The following is a 14751-nucleotide window of genomic DNA, read 5'->3' as shown; positions in this document are numbered from 1 at the left end:
ACCATGAAAACGACCCGCGTCCTCGCCGCAACCCTGATCGCGGCTGTCATGAGCATCACCGTCGCGTCGGCGGATGAGGGAACTCCCCATCCGCCCCGTGAGAAGTGGAGCTTCGCTGGCACCTTCGGCCGCTTCGACCAAGCTCAGCTTCAGCGCGGCTTTCAGGTCTACAAGGAAGTCTGCTCGAGCTGTCACAGCATGAGCCTGGTGCGCTTCCGCAACCTCTCGGAGGAGGGAGGGCCTGGCTTCACCACCGGGCAGGTCAAGGAACTCGCCGCCCAGTACAAGGTGAAGGAGCAGAACGATGCCGGCGAGGACGTCGACCGTCCCGCCCGCGCTGCCGACGCCTTCCCGTCGCCCTTCCCGAACGAGAAGGCGGCGGCCGCCGCCAATGGCGGCAAGGCGCCGCCGGACTTCTCCGTGCTGGCCAAAGCCCGCACCTACGAGCGCGGCTTCCCGTGGTTCGTCCTCGACGCGATGCCGTTCATCGGCTTCTCGGAGCAGGGCGTTGACTACATTCACGCGCTCCTGAACGGCTACGAGGATCCGCCGGCCGGCAAGGAGATTCCGGCTGGCACCTACTACAACAAGTACTATGCCGGTCACCTCATCGCGATGCCGAAGCCGATCAGCGATGGGCAGGTGACCTACGCCAAGAACGACAAGGGCGAGCCGGTGGTGCCGGAGACCACGGAGCAGTATTCCCGCGACGTTGCGGCGTTCATGGCCTGGGCGGCCGAGCCCCACATGATGGCGCGCAAGGCTCTCGGCTTACGGGTGATCCTGTTCCTGCTCGTGCTCTCCGGTCTACTCTACTACGTGAAGAAGAAGATCTGGGCGAAGGTCGGCGGCGAGGTCCACGGACTCCAGCCCGAACTGCACAAGACCTACTGATCCGGTTCGGGCAGTCCTTCTGGGCTGCCCGTCCTCCGTTGACACGACCCGCGCCGGCGTCCCAGGGAAGGGCGACCGGCGCTAACTTTTGGAGATCGGGATGACGGCAGCGGTGCTCGGCGTGATGGGCGGGTCCGGGGTCTATGACCTGCCCGGCCTGGAGGATGTCCGCGAGGAGCGGATCGAATCCCCCTGGGGCGCGCCTTCAGACGCGCTGCGTATCGGCCGCATCGGCGCGACGAAGGTGGTGTTCCTCGCCCGCCACGGCCGCGGGCACCGCTTCTCGCCATCGGGTATCAACTATCGCGCGAACATCGACGTGCTGAAGCGGGCTGGTGTCACCGACCTCGTCTCGCTCTCGGCCTGCGGCTCGTTCAAAGCCGAGCTGCATCCCGGTCTTTTCGTGCTCGTCGATCAGTTCGTTGACCGCACCCACGGCCGCGCCGGTTCGTTCTTCGGCGATGGCTGCGTTGCCCACGTCTCCCTGGCGCATCCCGTCGGACCGACGCTGCAGGCGCGCATCGCTGCGGCGGCACAGGCGGAGGATATCGCGGTCCATCGCGACGGGACCTATGTCTGCATGGAGGGTCCGCAATTCTCCACCTATGCCGAGTCGACCACTTACAAGGCGCTCGGCTACGACGTGATCGGCATGACCAACATGCCGGAGGCCAAGCTCGCCCGCGAAGCCGAAATCACCTATGCGACGATCGCGATGGTGACCGATTTCGACTGTTGGCACCCGACCCACGATGCCGTCGACGTCGCTGCCGTGGTGGCGGTGGCGCGAGCCAATGCCGACAAGGCCGCGCGCCTCGTCGCCCGTCTCGCCCGCGATTTCCCGGCCGAGCGCGAGCCCTGCCCCGTCGGTACGGAGCACGCCCTCGACGGCGCCATCATGACCGCTCCCGCGCAGCGCGACCCAGCCCTACTCGCCAAGCTCGACGCGGTGGCGGGCCGAGTCCTGCACCGCTGAGTAGCCGGGAGCGCCGGTGAAATCGGCTCCGTCCACCCTTTCCGCGACCCAGTCTTCCCTCTAGAAGGCGGGTTCTTCCCCAAACCGGAACCGAACCGTGACCCACGAGGCCAAGCGCGCCGCCCGCATCAGCCGCAAGACAGCGGAGACCGACGTGCAGGTCGCGCTCGACCTCGACGGGACGGGGCGGGCTCAAGTCTCGACGGGGGTCGGGTTCTTCGACCACATGCTCGAGCTCTTCGCGCGCCACGCGCTGTTCGACCTCGACGTGGCGGTCACGGGTGATCTCCATGTCGATCACCATCATACGGTGGAAGATGCGGGCATCGCCCTGGGACAGGCCTTCGCGCAGGCCCTCGCGGACAAGCGCGGCATCGGCCGCTATGCCGACATCCATTTGCCGATGGACGAGACCCTAACGCGGGTCTCCATCGATATCTCGGGCCGCCCGTTCCTCGTGTTCCGAACCCACTTTCGGGTCGAAAAAATCGGACAGTTCGATACGGAACTCGTCCGCGAGTGGTTCCAGGCCTTCGCCATGAACGCTGGCATTACGTTGCACGTCGAGACGCTCTACGGTGAGAATGCTCACCATATCGCGGAGAGCTGCTTCAAGGGCTTGGCCCGCGCCTTGCGGCACGCAGTGTCGATCGATCCCCGCGAGGGCGGCCGTGTTCCCTCGACCAAGGGATCGCTCTGATCCGCCCGTCGGGTCGGCAGGGAGGATGCTAGACGTGATGCGCACCTACACATTGCACCCCGCGAAGGGGGCCCTCGTCGGCGAGGCACACGGTCTCGAGCGGGCGCACCTCGTGCCGGATGGCTTCTCCTGGCCGGCTTTCGCTTTCGGGCCGCTCTGGTTCTTCTTTCACCGGCTCTGGCTCGCCGGCCTCGGTGTTCTGGCGCTGTTGGCCGTGGTGGCGTTCGGGGGGCGGTTCCTCGGGCTGACGCCGATCGCCGGTTTCGTCATCACGGTCCTCGTTTCGCTCCTGATCGGACTGGAGGCTTCGTCCCTCCGACGGTGGACCTACGCCCGGGCGGGGCGTCCGGTGCGCGACGCCGTGACGGCCGCGAATGCCGAGGAGGCCGAAATGAAGGCTGCTGCACGCTGGCTGGACGGTGTTCCCACAGGGCGCACCGGACCAGCGTCCCAAATCGGCATCTCGGTGCCGCCGAGTGACCTTGCCATCGGCATGTTCCCATTCAGCGAGGGTCGGCGGTGAGTGCAGAGACCGTCGCGATCATCGATTACGGCTCGGGCAACCTGCATTCCGCCGCAAAGGCGTTCGAGCGGGCGGCTCGGGAGGCCGGCCTCGACGCGACGCGCATCGTCCTGACGAGCGAGGCCGAGGCGGTCGCCAAGGCCGACCGGGTGGTTCTGCCCGGTGTCGGCGCCTACGCCGATTGTCGCCGCGGCCTCGACGCCCTATCCGGCATGGTCGAGGCGATGACCCATGCGGCGCACGAGCGGGGTCGCCCGTTCCTCGGCATCTGCGTCGGCATGCAGCTCCTGGCGACGCGGGGCCTGGAATACGACACGACCGCGGGCCTCGGCTGGATTCCCGGCGATGTCGGTCCGATCCAGCCGAACGATCCCGGCCTCAAGGTACCCCACATGGGCTGGAACACCCTCGAGATCGACCGGCCACACGCTTTGCTGTCGGAGATCCCGACGGGCGCGGGCGGACTGCACGCCTACTTCGTACACAGTTACGCGCTGTCGCCTGAGCGGATGGAAGATCGCGTCGCCCACAGCAATTACGGCGGTTCGGTCACCGCGATGGTGGCGCGCGACAACGTCGCCGGCACCCAATTCCACCCGGAAAAGAGCCAACGGCTCGGCCTCGCACTGCTCGCCAACTTCCTCCGCTGGCGTCCCTGAGGCGCAGACCCCACCTGTGACCCGTTCCACCCGAAAGCGAACCGACGCGTGATCCTGTTTCCGGCCATCGATCTCAAGGAAGGGCGCTGTGTCCGCCTCGTTCAGGGCGACATGGCCCAGGCCATCGTGTTCAGCGACGATCCTGCGGCCCAGGCGGCGGTCTTCGAGGAGCAGGGTTTCTCCTGGCTTCACGTCGTCGACCTCGACGGCGCCTTCGCGGGCGCACCGATGAACGCGGATGCCGTCGATGCGATCCTGGCGCGGACCACGCTTCCGGTGCAACTCGGCGGCGGCATCCGCGAGATGCGGACCCTGGAGGCTTGGCTCGCTAAAGGCGTCAGCCGCGTCATCATCGGCACTGCCGCCGTGCGCGATCCCGCCTTCGTGCGCGAGGCCGCCCGCCTCTATCCGGGCAAGATCGCGGTCGGCATCGACGCCAAGGACGGCCGCGTCGCGGTCGAGGGCTGGGCCACCACCTCCAGCATGACGGCGGAGGAACTCGGGCGTCGCTTCGAGGACGCGGGCGTTGCCGCCATCATCTACACCGACATCGCCCGCGACGGCATCCTGAAGGGCCTCAATATCGAGATGACCCTCGGCCTTGCTCGCGCGGTGACCATCCCGGTGATCGCCTCCGGTGGCCTTGCCTCGATCGAGGACGTCCACCGCATCCTGGAACCGGACTGCGCGCTCCTCGCCGGCGCCATCACAGGCCGTGCCCTCTACGACGGGCGGATCGACCCGCGCGAGGCCCTGGCGGCCATCCGGCGCGCGACCGGTGCGCCCGATGAGGCTCCGGCGGCCTGACGCATCCGAGGTTATTCGTGCTCAAAACTCGCATCATCCCGTGCCTCGACGTCAAGGACGGCCGTGTCGTAAAAGGCGTCCAGTTCCTGGAACTGCGCGATGCCGGCGATCCCGTTGAGGCGGCTAAGGCCTACGACGCGGCTGGTGCCGACGAGCTCTGCTTCCTCGACATCACGGCGAGCCATGAGGATCGCGGGACGCTCCTCGACGTCGTCAGCCGAACGGCGGAAGCCTGCTTCATGCCGCTCACCGTCGGTGGTGGCATCCGTACGGTGGCGGATATCCGCACTCTTCTGTTGGCCGGGGCCGACAAGGTTTCCATCAACACGGCAGCCGTGAACGATCCCGATTTCGTCGCCCGCGGTGCGGAAAAGTTCGGTAGCCAGTGCATCGTCGTGGCGATCGATGCCAAGCGGACCTCCGGTCCCGGCGAGGCGCCGGAATGGCAGATCTTCACCCATGGCGGACGCAAGCCCACCGGCATCGACGCCATCGCCTTCGCCCGCACCGTCACGGCCCGCGGCGCCGGTGAATTGCTCGTGACCTCGATGGATCGCGACGGGATGCGCTCCGGGTACGATATCGGCCTGACGCGGGCCATTTCCGATGCCGTCACGGTGCCGGTCATCGCCTCGGGCGGTGTGGGCGGCCTAGACGACCTGGTGGCGGGAGTCCGCGAAGGCGGTGCCAGTGCGGTTCTGGCGGCCTCGATCTTCCATTTCGGGCAGCACACGGTATCCGAGGCCAAGGTCCACATGGCCGCGGCCGGTCTCTCCATGCGCCTCGATCTCTGAGGCGGACCTTCGCAGCCCTTGCGTCATGATCCATCGTGCCGCACGCTTGGTTGCACGGCACGATAGGCCCGGTTCGCCGGGACCAGGATTGTATGACCCAGTTCACTCTCAGCGATCTCGAAGCCCTCGTCGCGGATCGTGCGGCAGCGTCTCCCGAGACTTCCTACACCGCAAAGCTCCTAGCCGGCGGCCCGGCCAAACCGGCCAAGAAGCTCGGCGAGGAGGCGGTCGAGGCGGCGATCGCCGCCGTACAGGGTGACCGATCCGGCCTCATCAACGAGGCCGCGGACGTGCTGTACCATCTCCTAGTCCTGCTGCGGGTCGGTGGCGTGACTTTGAACGAGGTGCTGGCCGAGCTCGAGCGGCGCACGGTTCAGAGCGGGATCGCGGAGAAGGCCTCCCGGAGCCCCGCGTGAACGCCGAATCGCTTTTCACGATGCCGCCTGCCGTGATCGAACGCCCGACCGCCCGGGGCCAGGACCCAGTCACCGGCCAGGGCTCGGAGCGGCTGTCGCCTTACCGCTTGTTCACCCGAGAAGAATGGGCTCAGCTGCGTGCCGACACCCCCCTGACTCTGGCGGCGGAGGAGGTGGCGCGCCTGCAATCCCTCAACGATCCGATATCGGTCGAGGAGGTGGAGGCGATCTACCTGCCGCTTTCACGGCTGCTTTCACTCTACGTGGCAGCGACGCAAGGCCTGTTCAAGGCGACCCAGCGCTTCCTTCTCGCCGAGCACGAGACGAAGGTACCGTACATCATCGGCCTCGCCGGATCTGTGGCCGTGGGCAAGTCGACCTCCGCCCGCGTCCTCGCCGCCCTGCTCGCGCGCTGGCCCAACACCCCCAAGGTCGACCTCATCACCACCGACGGCTTTCTGCTGCCCAATGCCGAGCTGAAGCGGATGGGCGCGATGGAGCGGAAGGGCTTCCCCGAAAGCTACGACACGGCCGCGCTGTTGCGCTTCCTCACCGACATCAAGGCCGGCAAGAAGCGTGTCGCGGCGCCGCTCTACTCTCACCTCGTCTACGACGTGGTGCAGGGCGAGGAGCGGATCATCGAATCGCCCGACATCCTCATCGTCGAGGGCTTGAACGTCCTGCAGCCGGCGCGCCTGCCCCGCGACGGCACCGCGATCCCGTTCGTCTCGGACTTCTTCGACTTCTCGATCTACCTCGACGGCCACGAGGACGACCTGCACCGCTGGTACGTCAATCGCTTCCTGCGCCTGCGCCAGACCGCTTTCCGCGATCCGCTCTCCTATTTCCGAAAGTACGCCGAGGTAACGGAATCCGAGGCGATCGAGATCGCCGATACGCTCTGGACGACCATCAACCTGCCGAACCTGCGTGACAACATCCTGCCGACCCGGCAGCGGGCCAGCCTGATCCTCGCCAAGGGGGCCAGCCACCGCATCGAGTCGGTGGCACTGCGCCGCCTCTGACGTCTCCGCGCGCCCGTTCCCTATCCGAATGGGTAGGCTGCCTCGACCACGTAGGGACCGCCGCCCTTCGATTCCCGCGCCGAGAACAGCGTCACACGCTCCGCCGTGAAGGTGAGGGGCGTGAACAGGCCGCGCTCGCCCAGATAGGCCGCGACATCCTCCGCGCCGGCCTCGCGTCGGAGGCGTGCGAGCGTGACGTGCGGCGTGAACTTGCGCCGTTCCGGCTCGGCCCCGGCTTGGCGTGCCAGGCGCTCCTGTTCGGCCTGAAGGTCGAGAAGCTCCGGGGTTGGCAGCACCGTGGCGAGGATCGCGCGCGGCCTGTCGCCGCCGAAGCTCGCCATACCGTCGAGGGTCACGGGGAAGGGGGACCGGGGTCGCGCCTCGATCAGGCGCTCGTGCAGCGCCTCCGCGAGGTCGATCTCGACATCGCCGAGGAAGCGCAGGGTGATGTGATAATCCGAGGGCTCGATCCAGCGGCTTCCGCGCAGAGCGCCGCGCTTCAGGGCGAGCGCCTGCGCGAGGTCGGGGGGAACTTCAAGGCCGGTGAACAGGCGGGGCACGGGCTCAGCGCGCCTGCGGATGGAGACGGTCGAGGAAGGTCTCGACCGTCGGCAACATGCCGGCCACGATCGTTTCGACGCCCCTGGCGTTCGGATGCAGGCCATCGTCCAGGTGGGCCTGCCGGTCGCCGACGATGCCGTCGAGGAAGAACGGGTACAGGACGAGGTCGTAGCGCTTGGCGAGGTCCGGGTAGATCGCGTCGAAGCGCGCGGCGTAGTCCGGCCCGAGGTTGGGGGAGGCCTTCATCCCCGCAAGCAGCACGGGAATGCCGCGTGCCTTGAGCCGCTCGATCATCGCATCGAGGGCCTTGCGGGTCACCGCCGGGTCGGTGCCGCGCAGCATGTCGTTGGCGCCGAGTTCGAGGATGACGCCGTTGGTGTCGTCGGGGACCGACCAGTCGAGGCGATCAAGGCCTCCGGTCGTGGTGTCGCCCGAGACACCCGCATTCGCCACCGTGACGACGCGTCCGCGTGCCTTCAGGGCCCGCTCCAGCACCACCGGAAAGGCCGCGTTCGCGGGCAGGCGATACCCGGCGGTCAGGCTGTCGCCGAAGGCCACCAGCTTCACCGGCGGCACGTCGGGCGTGGCGTGCGATGGCATCGTGCCGAGCCCGAGTGCGGCAAAGAGCGTCATCAGAGCGGCGAGGCCGAGCCCGGCATGGCGCGCCGCCCGTGAGCGGACCATATCGGCGAGGCGTGAGACTCCACACAGACCCATTCGATCACAACCCCGAACCTTGAATCCACCTTGCCCGCCGTCACGATGACGACAGCTGCACACAGATCGGTCGCCCGTTGAAGTCCGACAACCCCATTGCGCCGACGGCGCAGACCATCGCCCTCTCCGACATCGACCTCAGCCTCGGCCGTGGGGCGGCGCGCGTCCATGTCCTGCGCGGCATCTCCCTCGACGTGGCGCCGGGCGAGGCGGTCGGTCTCGTGGGTCCCTCCGGCTCCGGCAAATCGACTCTGCTGATGGTCATGGCGGGCCTGGAACGACCGGATTCGGGCCGCATCCTGGTTGAGGGCACCGATCTCGGAAGCCTCGACGAGGATGCCCTGGCGCGCTTTCGCGGGCGCCGCATCGGCATCGTGTTCCAGGCCTTCCACCTCGTCCCGACGATGACCGCCCTGGAGAATGTGGCGCTGCCCCTGGAACTCGCCGACCAGCCCGACGCGCACCGCCGGGCACAGGTCGAGCTGGAGGCGGTCGGGCTCGGCCACCGTCTGCACCACTATCCGGCCCAGCTCTCGGGTGGCGAGCAGCAGCGGGTCGCCATCGCGCGGGCCATCGCGCCCGACCCCGCGATCCTCGTGGCCGACGAGCCGACCGGCAACCTCGACGAGGCGACCGGTCGCCAGATCGTCGACCTGCTCTTCGCCCTGAAGCGCGACCGCGGCGCGACCCTCGTCCTCGTCACCCACGACCCCGGCCTCGCGCGTCTCTGTGACCGCACCGTCCGCCTCCGCTCTGGCCGGGTGGAAGCACTGGTGCCGGTCCAGGCCTGACCCGATGCATGGCACCCTTCCCAACCCGAGCGGACGTTCCTCAGGGGGGCACGTTCCACTCACCCTGCGCCTCGCGCTGCGCGAATTGCGCGGCGGGCTGTCGGGCTTCACCGTGTTCCTCGCCTGCATCGCCCTCGGCGTCGCCGCCATCGCCGGCGTCGCCTCGATCTCGCGCTCGCTCACCGATGGTCTTGGCCGCGAGGGTGCGCGTATCCTCGGCGGCGATCTCACCTACAGCCTGATCAACCGGGAGGCGACGCCCGAGGAGCGGGCCGCCCTGGACGCCCAGGGGCGCGTTTCCGTGGTGACCACCCTGCGCGCCATGGCCGTGGCCGGTGAGACCGGTGCGGCCCTGGTCGAGCTGAAGGCGGTGGGCGCCGACTACCCAACCACCGGCGAACTCGTCACCGATCCGGCCGAACCCCTCGCCGATCTCCTGGCCGACCGCGACGGCGCTGCCGGCGCGGTGGCGGACCCCGCCCTGCTCACCCGCCTCGACCTGAAGGTCGGTGACCGGATCACCATTGCGGGCCGGCCGTTCGCGATCCGCGCCACCCTCGTGTCGGAGCCCGATCGCATCGCCAACGGCATCGGTTTCGGCCCCCGGGTGCTGATCACGCATGAGGCTCTGACCGCCTCGGGCCTGATCCGGCCGGGCAGCTTGAACCGCTGGAGCTACCGCCTGCAGATCCCGGGCGTCGGGGACGCCGATCTCGAATCGCGCGCCGCAGCCATAACCCAGGCCGCGCCGGATGCGGGCTGGGAGATGCGGGCGCGCACCAACGCCGATCCGCGCTTTGCCAAGAGCATCGAACGCTTCACCCAGTTCCTCACCCTGGTCGGCCTGACCGCGCTCATCGTCGGCGGCGTCGGCGTCGCCAATGCGGTCGCGGCCTTCGTCGAGCGAAAGCGCGGCTCCATCGCCACCCTGAAGAGTGTCGGTGCGCCGGGCGGACAGGTGGTGGTTCTCTACCTGACCCAGGTCCTCCTGATCGCCGCCCTCGGGATCGCGACCGGCCTCGCGGTGGGCGCGCTCCTGCCCTTCGGCCTCGACGCCCTGTTCCACGATGCCCTGCCGCTGCCGCTGAATCCGACCCTCGCACCCGGCGAGCTCGCTCTTGCGGCGGCCTATGGGTTCCTGACGGCGGTCGCCTTCGCCATCCTGCCCCTGGGGCGCGCCCACGACATCCCCGTTTCGGGGCTGTTCCGGGACGTGGTCGATCCGGGTTCTGCCCGCACCCGCCTGCGCTATCGCCTGATCCTGGCGGCCGCCCTCGTGGGGCTGATCGGGCTGGCATTGTTTACCGCCTTTGACCGGCGCCTGGCGCTCGTCTTCATCGTTGCCGCCGGGCTCGCCTTCGGGCTGCTGCGCCTCGTCGCCCTCGGGCTGATGGCGGTGGCGCGACGGCTCCCGCGCCCGCGTCTCGCCGCCCCCCGCATGGCCCTGGCGAACCTACATCGGCCGGGAGCGCTCACGCCCGCCATCGTGCTCTCCCTTGGCCTCGGCGTGACCCTTCTCGTCACCCTGAGCCTGATCGACGCCAACGTTCGGCGGACGCTGACGAATTCCCTGCCGGCCAAGGCGCCGAACCTGTTCTTCCTCGACATCCCGTCGAGCGATGCGGACGCCTTCCACGCCTTCCTCGGCGGCCTTTCGCCGGGGGCGAAGATCGAACGCGTTCCGATGATGCGCGGTCGGATCACCGCCCTGAACGGCGTTCCGGCCGGCGAGATCAAGGCGCCCGAGGATGCCGCCTGGGTGCTCGACGGGGACCGCGGCATCACCTACGCCGACGACCTTCCCGAGGGCTCGTCTCTGGTCGGCGGTCACTGGTGGACCGCCGAGGAGGCTCGGACGCCGCTCGTGTCCTTCGATGCCGAACTGGCGGGCAAGCTCAACCTCGCCGTCGGCAGCAACGTGACGGTCAACGTCCTGGGGCGGACGCTGACGGTCAGGGTCGCCAACCTGCGCAAGGTCGAGTGGCGCTCGCTCGGGATCAACTTCGTCATGGTGTTCTCGCCGGGGACGTTCCGGGGCGCGCCGCACTCCGATCTGGCGACCCTCACCCTGCCGAACGGACCCGACGCCAAGGCAGAGGCGGAAATTCTGCGTGACGTGGCAAAGGCTTACCCCTCCGTCACCAGCGTGCGGGTGAAGGAGGCCCTGGAGGCCGTGAGCGACATCGTCGCCAAGCTGGTCCTGGCCATTCGCGGCGCCAGCGGCGTCGCCGTGGTGGCGAGCCTGTTCGTTCTGGCCGGCGCGCTCGCGGCCGGGCACCGCGCCCGGCTCTACGACGCGGTCGTGCTCAAGACCCTGGGCGCCACGCGGGGCCGGCTGCTGGCGGCCTACACCCTCGAATACGGCGCCCTCGGCCTCGCCACGGCGATCTTCGGCCTCGCCGCCGGCACCCTGGCGGGCTGGGTCATCGTCACCCGGGTGATGAAGCTCGAGTTCACCCTCGACCTATCGGGGGCGATCCTCGCGGCGGCCCTCGCGGTCGCCTTCGCAATTCTCCTTGGTCTCGCAGGGACTTGGCGGATCCTCGGCCAGAAGCCGGCTCCGTATCTGCGCCAGTTCTGACGGCGGTCGTCACAGAACCTCGATGCCGGCGGTTCCGCCCTCGGCATAGCGGGCGCCGGCGGCGGCGCCGGGCGGGAACAACCCGTCGAGCTCGGCGATCTCGCCGGGGGTGAGCGCGAGGTCCATGGCGGCGGCGTTCTCGGCGAGGCGGGCCACGCGCCGGGTACCGGGGATCGGCACCACGCCCGGTGCCCGGTCGACGAGCCAGGCGAGGGCGATCTGGCCGGAGCTGGCGTTCCGGCGGGCTGCGACGGCCGCGAGCCCGTCGAGCAGACGCTGATTCCGGGCCAGGGCGTCGGCCTGGAAGCGCGGATTTCCCCGGCGGAAATCGTCCGCGGCGAGCCGCGCCGGATCGAGGGTGCCGGTGAGGAACCCGCGTCCAAGCGGTGCGTATGCCACGAAGGTGACGTCGAGGTCACGGCAGGTCTGCAGCATCTCGTCCTCGGCTCCCCGGCTCCACAGCGAATACTCGCTCTGGACCGCCGCGATCGGATGAATCGCGTGGGCGGCCCGCAGGGTTTCGGGCGAGACCTCGGACAGACCGAGTCCGCGCACCTTGCCCTGCTCGACCAAGCGCGCCATCGCGCCGATCATCTCGGCTAGCGGGGTCTCCGGGTTGCGACGGTGGCAGTAGTAGAGATCGATGGTCTCGACGCCGAGCCGGGTCAGCGACGCCTCGCAGGCCGCGGTGAGATAGGCCGGCGTGTTGTCGATCCGCCGCTTCGCGCTGTCGTCGGGGCTGTGGTAGGGGCGGACGATGCCGAACTTCGTGGCGAGCACGACCCGGTCGCGGCGGCCCTTCAGGAAGCGGCCCAATAGGGTCTCGTTATGGCCGAGCCCGTAGGTGTCGGCGGTGTCGAGGAAGTCGTAGCCGAGGTTGAGGGCCGCCGCGAGGGCGTCGAGGCACTCCGTCTCGTCGGCCGGCCCGTAGAATTTGGACATGCCCATGCAGCCGAGGCCGGGGACGGAGATGGTGAGGCCGGTCTGGCCGAGGGGGTGCTGTCGCATCGCGGTGCCTGGATTCGGAATTCGCCGCATCGGTGTGCCATGGGGCCGGATCAGCGATAAGATCGACACTCCTGGACGAACCGTTGAGCGAGGCTCATCAATGCAGCGGGCCGACCTCGCGGACCTCGCGGCGTTCGCGGCCATCGCCCGGCACGGCAGCTTCCGGCGGGCCGCCCTCGAACTCGGGGTGTCCCCCTCCGCGCTGAGCCACGCCCTGCGGGGCCTGGAGACCCGGATGGGGGTGCGTCTGCTTCACCGGACCACCCGCAGCGTCGCGCCGACCGAGGCGGGGGCGGCCCTGCTCGCGGGGATCGGGCCGGCCCTGGCCGAGATCGCCGCGGCGGTCGGAGCCGCCGGCGCGTTCCGCGCCACGCTCGGTGGCGCCCTGCGCATCAACGCGCCGCGCTCGGCCTGCCGGCTCGTCCTGATGCCGCTGGTGGCGCGGTACCTCGCGCTCTATCCCGGCGTCCGCGTCGAGGTCGTGGGGGACGATGCGCTGACCGATGTGGTGGCCGGCGGGTTCGATGCCGGCGTCCGGTTCGGCGAGCACCTGGCCGGCGACATGATCGCGGTGCCCCTCGGAGGGCCCCAGCGCTTCGCCCTAGTGGGCGCCCCCGCCTATCTGGCCGGACGGCCGACGCCCGAGAGCCCGGCCGATCTCGTGGCGCACCGCTGCATCCGGCAGCGCTTTCCCGGCGGTGCGGTGTATCGCTGGGAACTGGAGAAGGACGGGCGGGCGCTGGCGGTCTCCGTCGACGGTCCCCTCGTCGTCAACGATCAGGAGATGATCGTGCAGGCGGCCCTGGCGGGGCTCGGCCTCGGCCTGGTCTTCGAGGACAGCGTCGCCGACCTCCTGGCGTCCGGTCGGCTCGTCCGCCTGATGCCCGACTGGTGTCCGAGCTTCCCCGGGCTGTTCCTGTACTATGCCGGCCGGCGCCAGATCCCCCCGCCGCTGCAGGCCTTCATCGACCTCGTGCGGCGGCCGGAGGCGGGGCTCACGGCCACACCTTGATCGCGAGGTTGCGCCGGAGAAGGTCGCGATCGGAGGTGATGGTGCAGCCTTCGGTGCGCAGGGTCACGTAGGTGAGGAAGGCCGTGTCGCCGGTGTCGTCGAAGTTGCGCCCCTGCGCGTCGGGATCGAGCAGCGACGGGTAGGCGATGAGTCCGCCGGGCGCCCGGCAGGGATCGTCGTACAGGGTGGCGCCGGCCAGGAGCAGGCGCGGCGTGTCCCAGTCCAGCAGGTCGCGGGAGGTGGTCCAGTAGAAGCCAGATTGCGGAAAGCCCGGCCCGGCCTTGGCCATGAAGACCGCGATCCAGGCGCCGCTGCCCCGGTGGCGCACGACGGCCCCGACCGGTGTCGGGAACGGCGCGACCGGCGCACAGGTCGCCGCCGCCTTGGCGGGCTTCGCGTAGGGGTCGGGGAAGGCCGCCGTGTAGCCGGTGCCGGTCCAGGCGCGCCACTGCGTCGGGTCGGCGGGATCGCGGGTGCGGAACAGGCAGACCCCCGCGGACTGGTCGCTGCCGGGCCGTGTCCAGCCCGTGGTGGAGGCGAGGAAGTAGCGCCAGATCCCGTCCGAGAAGACATTCGACGGATTGAAGAAGCCGCGATGGCTGCCCTGCCCGACCTCCTGGCGGAAGGGGGCGCCGGCCACGACCACCGGTGGGGTCGCGCGGGTGAAGCTGCGTCCGCCATCGGTCGAGGCGGCCGCCACCACGCTGTTGTACCAGCACGCCATGTACTCCTTGGCGCGGCAGCGGCCCGGATGCTCGTTGGCCCGGTACTCGTGGTGGACCAGGGCGGCGACGGCGCGGCCGTCCTCGGTCCAGGTGGCGGTGATCCACGAGGCGTCGTCGTAGGCGGCCGGATCGGCCTTGCCGCCGGATTCGAGCACCACCGCGCAGTCCAGTTTCAGGGCGTCGAGGCGGGGACCGCGGAAGGCGCGGTTCCGGTAGTGCATGCCGAACAGGGCGACGGCGCCTGAGGCCTCGCGGAAGGCGCGGGCCGAGGCGTCGGGCACGTCGACCCCGTCGCAGGCGTCGCGCCCGGCTTTGAACATCACCACCGGGGGGCCGACCAGGGTCAGGGCGGAGAGCGGCGGCTCCGCGGCGGCGCGCGCCGGGCCGCCGAGGCAGACCAGCGCGAGCAGGAGCTGGGCCGCGAGGGGAAGGGGGCGCGTCATCGGGGGTCCCTGGACATCGGCCGCAGATTGGGTTTTGAACCGTTACAGTTCGATTGTGCGCACGCGTCCGATTCCGGCCCTGTCCACAGATCCCCGACGCCCTCCCGCGAAGGCCTTCC

16 protein-coding genes are annotated in these 14751 nt (G+C 69.4%); 12 read left to right on the top strand and 4 right to left on the bottom strand.

Going from position 1 to position 14751, the window contains the following annotated elements; translation table 11 throughout:
* Positions 1-3 precede the first annotated feature (3 nt).
* From ASF41_RS02805 to coaA, 9 genes are all read left to right on the top strand, one after another.
* Positions 4-894 carry a cytochrome c1 gene (locus ASF41_RS02805; RefSeq protein ID WP_056490637.1) on the top strand — a complete coding sequence of 297 codons (891 nt, stop codon included), beginning with the start codon at positions 4-6 and terminating at the stop codon, positions 892-894.
* A gap of 100 nt (positions 895-994) precedes the next feature.
* Complete coding sequence (locus tag ASF41_RS02800; RefSeq protein WP_056218913.1) at positions 995-1870, top strand: S-methyl-5'-thioadenosine phosphorylase; 876 nt, start codon at positions 995-997, stop codon at positions 1868-1870.
* Positions 1871-1967: 97 nt separating this feature from the next.
* Positions 1968-2570: an imidazoleglycerol-phosphate dehydratase HisB gene (gene hisB / locus ASF41_RS02795; RefSeq protein WP_056490634.1), complete on the top strand. Its 603-nt coding sequence runs from the start codon at positions 1968-1970 to the stop codon at positions 2568-2570.
* Positions 2571-2607: 37 nt separating this feature from the next.
* The gene (locus tag ASF41_RS02790) at positions 2608-3093 is read left to right on the top strand and encodes a DUF2628 domain-containing protein (RefSeq protein ID WP_056490631.1); all 486 of its coding nucleotides are present in this window, start codon (positions 2608-2610) and stop codon (positions 3091-3093) included.
* Positions 3090-3752, top strand: coding sequence for an imidazole glycerol phosphate synthase subunit HisH (gene hisH, locus ASF41_RS02785; protein WP_056490621.1), 663 nt, complete (start codon positions 3090-3092; stop codon positions 3750-3752). Before ASF41_RS02790 ends, hisH begins: the two co-directional genes overlap by 4 nt.
* 48 nt (positions 3753-3800) lie before the next feature.
* Entirely contained in the window at positions 3801-4559 is a 759-nt protein-coding gene (gene hisA / locus ASF41_RS02780) for a 1-(5-phosphoribosyl)-5-[(5-phosphoribosylamino)methylideneamino]imidazole-4-carboxamide isomerase (RefSeq protein WP_056490618.1), read from the top strand.
* Between the two features lie 17 nt (positions 4560-4576).
* The gene (gene hisF / locus ASF41_RS02775) at positions 4577-5353 is read left to right on the top strand and encodes an imidazole glycerol phosphate synthase subunit HisF (protein ID WP_056383236.1); all 777 of its coding nucleotides are present in this window, start codon (positions 4577-4579) and stop codon (positions 5351-5353) included.
* Between the two features lie 92 nt (positions 5354-5445).
* Positions 5446-5769 (top strand): phosphoribosyl-ATP diphosphatase, encoded by a 324-nt coding sequence (locus ASF41_RS02770; protein WP_056490615.1) that lies wholly within the window; start codon positions 5446-5448, stop codon positions 5767-5769.
* Between the two features lie 20 nt (positions 5770-5789).
* Complete coding sequence (coaA, locus tag ASF41_RS02765; protein WP_056219487.1) at positions 5790-6794, top strand: type I pantothenate kinase; 1005 nt, start codon at positions 5790-5792, stop codon at positions 6792-6794.
* A 20-nt stretch (positions 6795-6814) separates the two neighbouring features.
* On the opposite strand, the gene thpR is transcribed toward coaA, so the two are convergent.
* Positions 6815-7354, bottom strand: coding sequence for an RNA 2',3'-cyclic phosphodiesterase (thpR, locus tag ASF41_RS02760; RefSeq protein WP_056490612.1), 540 nt, complete (start codon positions 7352-7354; stop codon positions 6815-6817).
* 4 nt (positions 7355-7358) lie between these two features.
* The gene (locus tag ASF41_RS02755) at positions 7359-8039 is read right to left on the bottom strand and encodes an arylesterase (RefSeq protein WP_407067249.1); all 681 of its coding nucleotides are present in this window, start codon (positions 8037-8039) and stop codon (positions 7359-7361) included.
* Positions 8040-8149: 110 nt separating this feature from the next.
* Between ASF41_RS02755 and ASF41_RS02750 the strand changes: the two genes are divergently transcribed.
* Positions 8150-8863, top strand: coding sequence for an ABC transporter ATP-binding protein (locus tag ASF41_RS02750; protein WP_244479528.1), 714 nt, complete (start codon positions 8150-8152; stop codon positions 8861-8863).
* A gap of 4 nt (positions 8864-8867) precedes the next feature.
* Positions 8868-11444 carry an ABC transporter permease gene (locus ASF41_RS02745; RefSeq protein WP_056490609.1) on the top strand — a complete coding sequence of 859 codons (2577 nt, stop codon included), beginning with the start codon at positions 8868-8870 and terminating at the stop codon, positions 11442-11444.
* A gap of 9 nt (positions 11445-11453) precedes the next feature.
* On the opposite strand, the gene ASF41_RS02740 is transcribed toward ASF41_RS02745, so the two are convergent.
* Positions 11454-12452, bottom strand: coding sequence for an aldo/keto reductase (locus ASF41_RS02740; protein ID WP_056490599.1), 999 nt, complete (start codon positions 12450-12452; stop codon positions 11454-11456).
* 100 nt (positions 12453-12552) lie between these two features.
* Here ASF41_RS02740 and ASF41_RS02735 point away from each other — a divergent pair, with 100 nt between their 5' ends.
* Positions 12553-13464 carry a LysR family transcriptional regulator gene (locus tag ASF41_RS02735; protein ID WP_056353252.1) on the top strand — a complete coding sequence of 304 codons (912 nt, stop codon included), beginning with the start codon at positions 12553-12555 and terminating at the stop codon, positions 13462-13464.
* Here ASF41_RS02735 and ASF41_RS02730 read toward each other — a convergent pair.
* Positions 13448-14632, bottom strand: coding sequence for a hypothetical protein (locus tag ASF41_RS02730; protein WP_056490596.1), 1185 nt, complete (start codon positions 14630-14632; stop codon positions 13448-13450). The two genes, ASF41_RS02735 and ASF41_RS02730, sit on opposite strands and share 17 nt — an antisense overlap.
* Positions 14633-14751 lie beyond the last annotated feature (119 nt).

Origin of the sequence: Methylobacterium sp. Leaf111 (assembly GCF_001423285.1) — a bacterium.
In the GTDB taxonomy this organism is placed as follows: domain Bacteria; phylum Pseudomonadota; class Alphaproteobacteria; order Rhizobiales; family Beijerinckiaceae; genus Methylobacterium.
The sequence above is the reverse complement of the archived record's forward strand: the minus strand, read 5'-3'. Positions and strand labels throughout refer to the sequence as shown.

What these genes read in the sequence shown, in the direction of transcription:
- ASF41_RS02805 (WP_056490637.1), top strand. Translation starts at nt 4, where the DNA reads ATGAAAACGACCCGCGTCCTCGCCGCAACCCTGATCGCGGCTGTCATG.
- ASF41_RS02800 (WP_056218913.1), top strand. Translation starts at nt 995, where the DNA reads ATGACGGCAGCGGTGCTCGGCGTGATGGGCGGGTCCGGGGTCTATGAC.
- ASF41_RS02790 (WP_056490631.1), top strand. Translation starts at nt 2,608, where the DNA reads ATGCGCACCTACACATTGCACCCCGCGAAGGGGGCCCTCGTCGGCGAG.
- ASF41_RS02770 (WP_056490615.1), top strand. Translation starts at nt 5,446, where the DNA reads ATGACCCAGTTCACTCTCAGCGATCTCGAAGCCCTCGTCGCGGATCGT.
- coaA (WP_056219487.1), top strand. Translation starts at nt 5,790, where the DNA reads ATGCCGCCTGCCGTGATCGAACGCCCGACCGCCCGGGGCCAGGACCCA.
- ASF41_RS02755 (WP_407067249.1), bottom strand. Translation starts at nt 8,039, where the DNA reads ATGGTCCGCTCACGGGCGGCGCGCCATGCCGGGCTCGGCCTCGCCGCT.
- ASF41_RS02745 (WP_056490609.1), top strand. Translation starts at nt 8,868, where the DNA reads ATGCATGGCACCCTTCCCAACCCGAGCGGACGTTCCTCAGGGGGGCAC.
- ASF41_RS02740 (WP_056490599.1), bottom strand. Translation starts at nt 12,452, where the DNA reads ATGCGACAGCACCCCCTCGGCCAGACCGGCCTCACCATCTCCGTCCCC.
- ASF41_RS02735 (WP_056353252.1), top strand. Translation starts at nt 12,553, where the DNA reads ATGCAGCGGGCCGACCTCGCGGACCTCGCGGCGTTCGCGGCCATCGCC.
- ASF41_RS02730 (WP_056490596.1), bottom strand. Translation starts at nt 14,632, where the DNA reads ATGACGCGCCCCCTTCCCCTCGCGGCCCAGCTCCTGCTCGCGCTGGTC.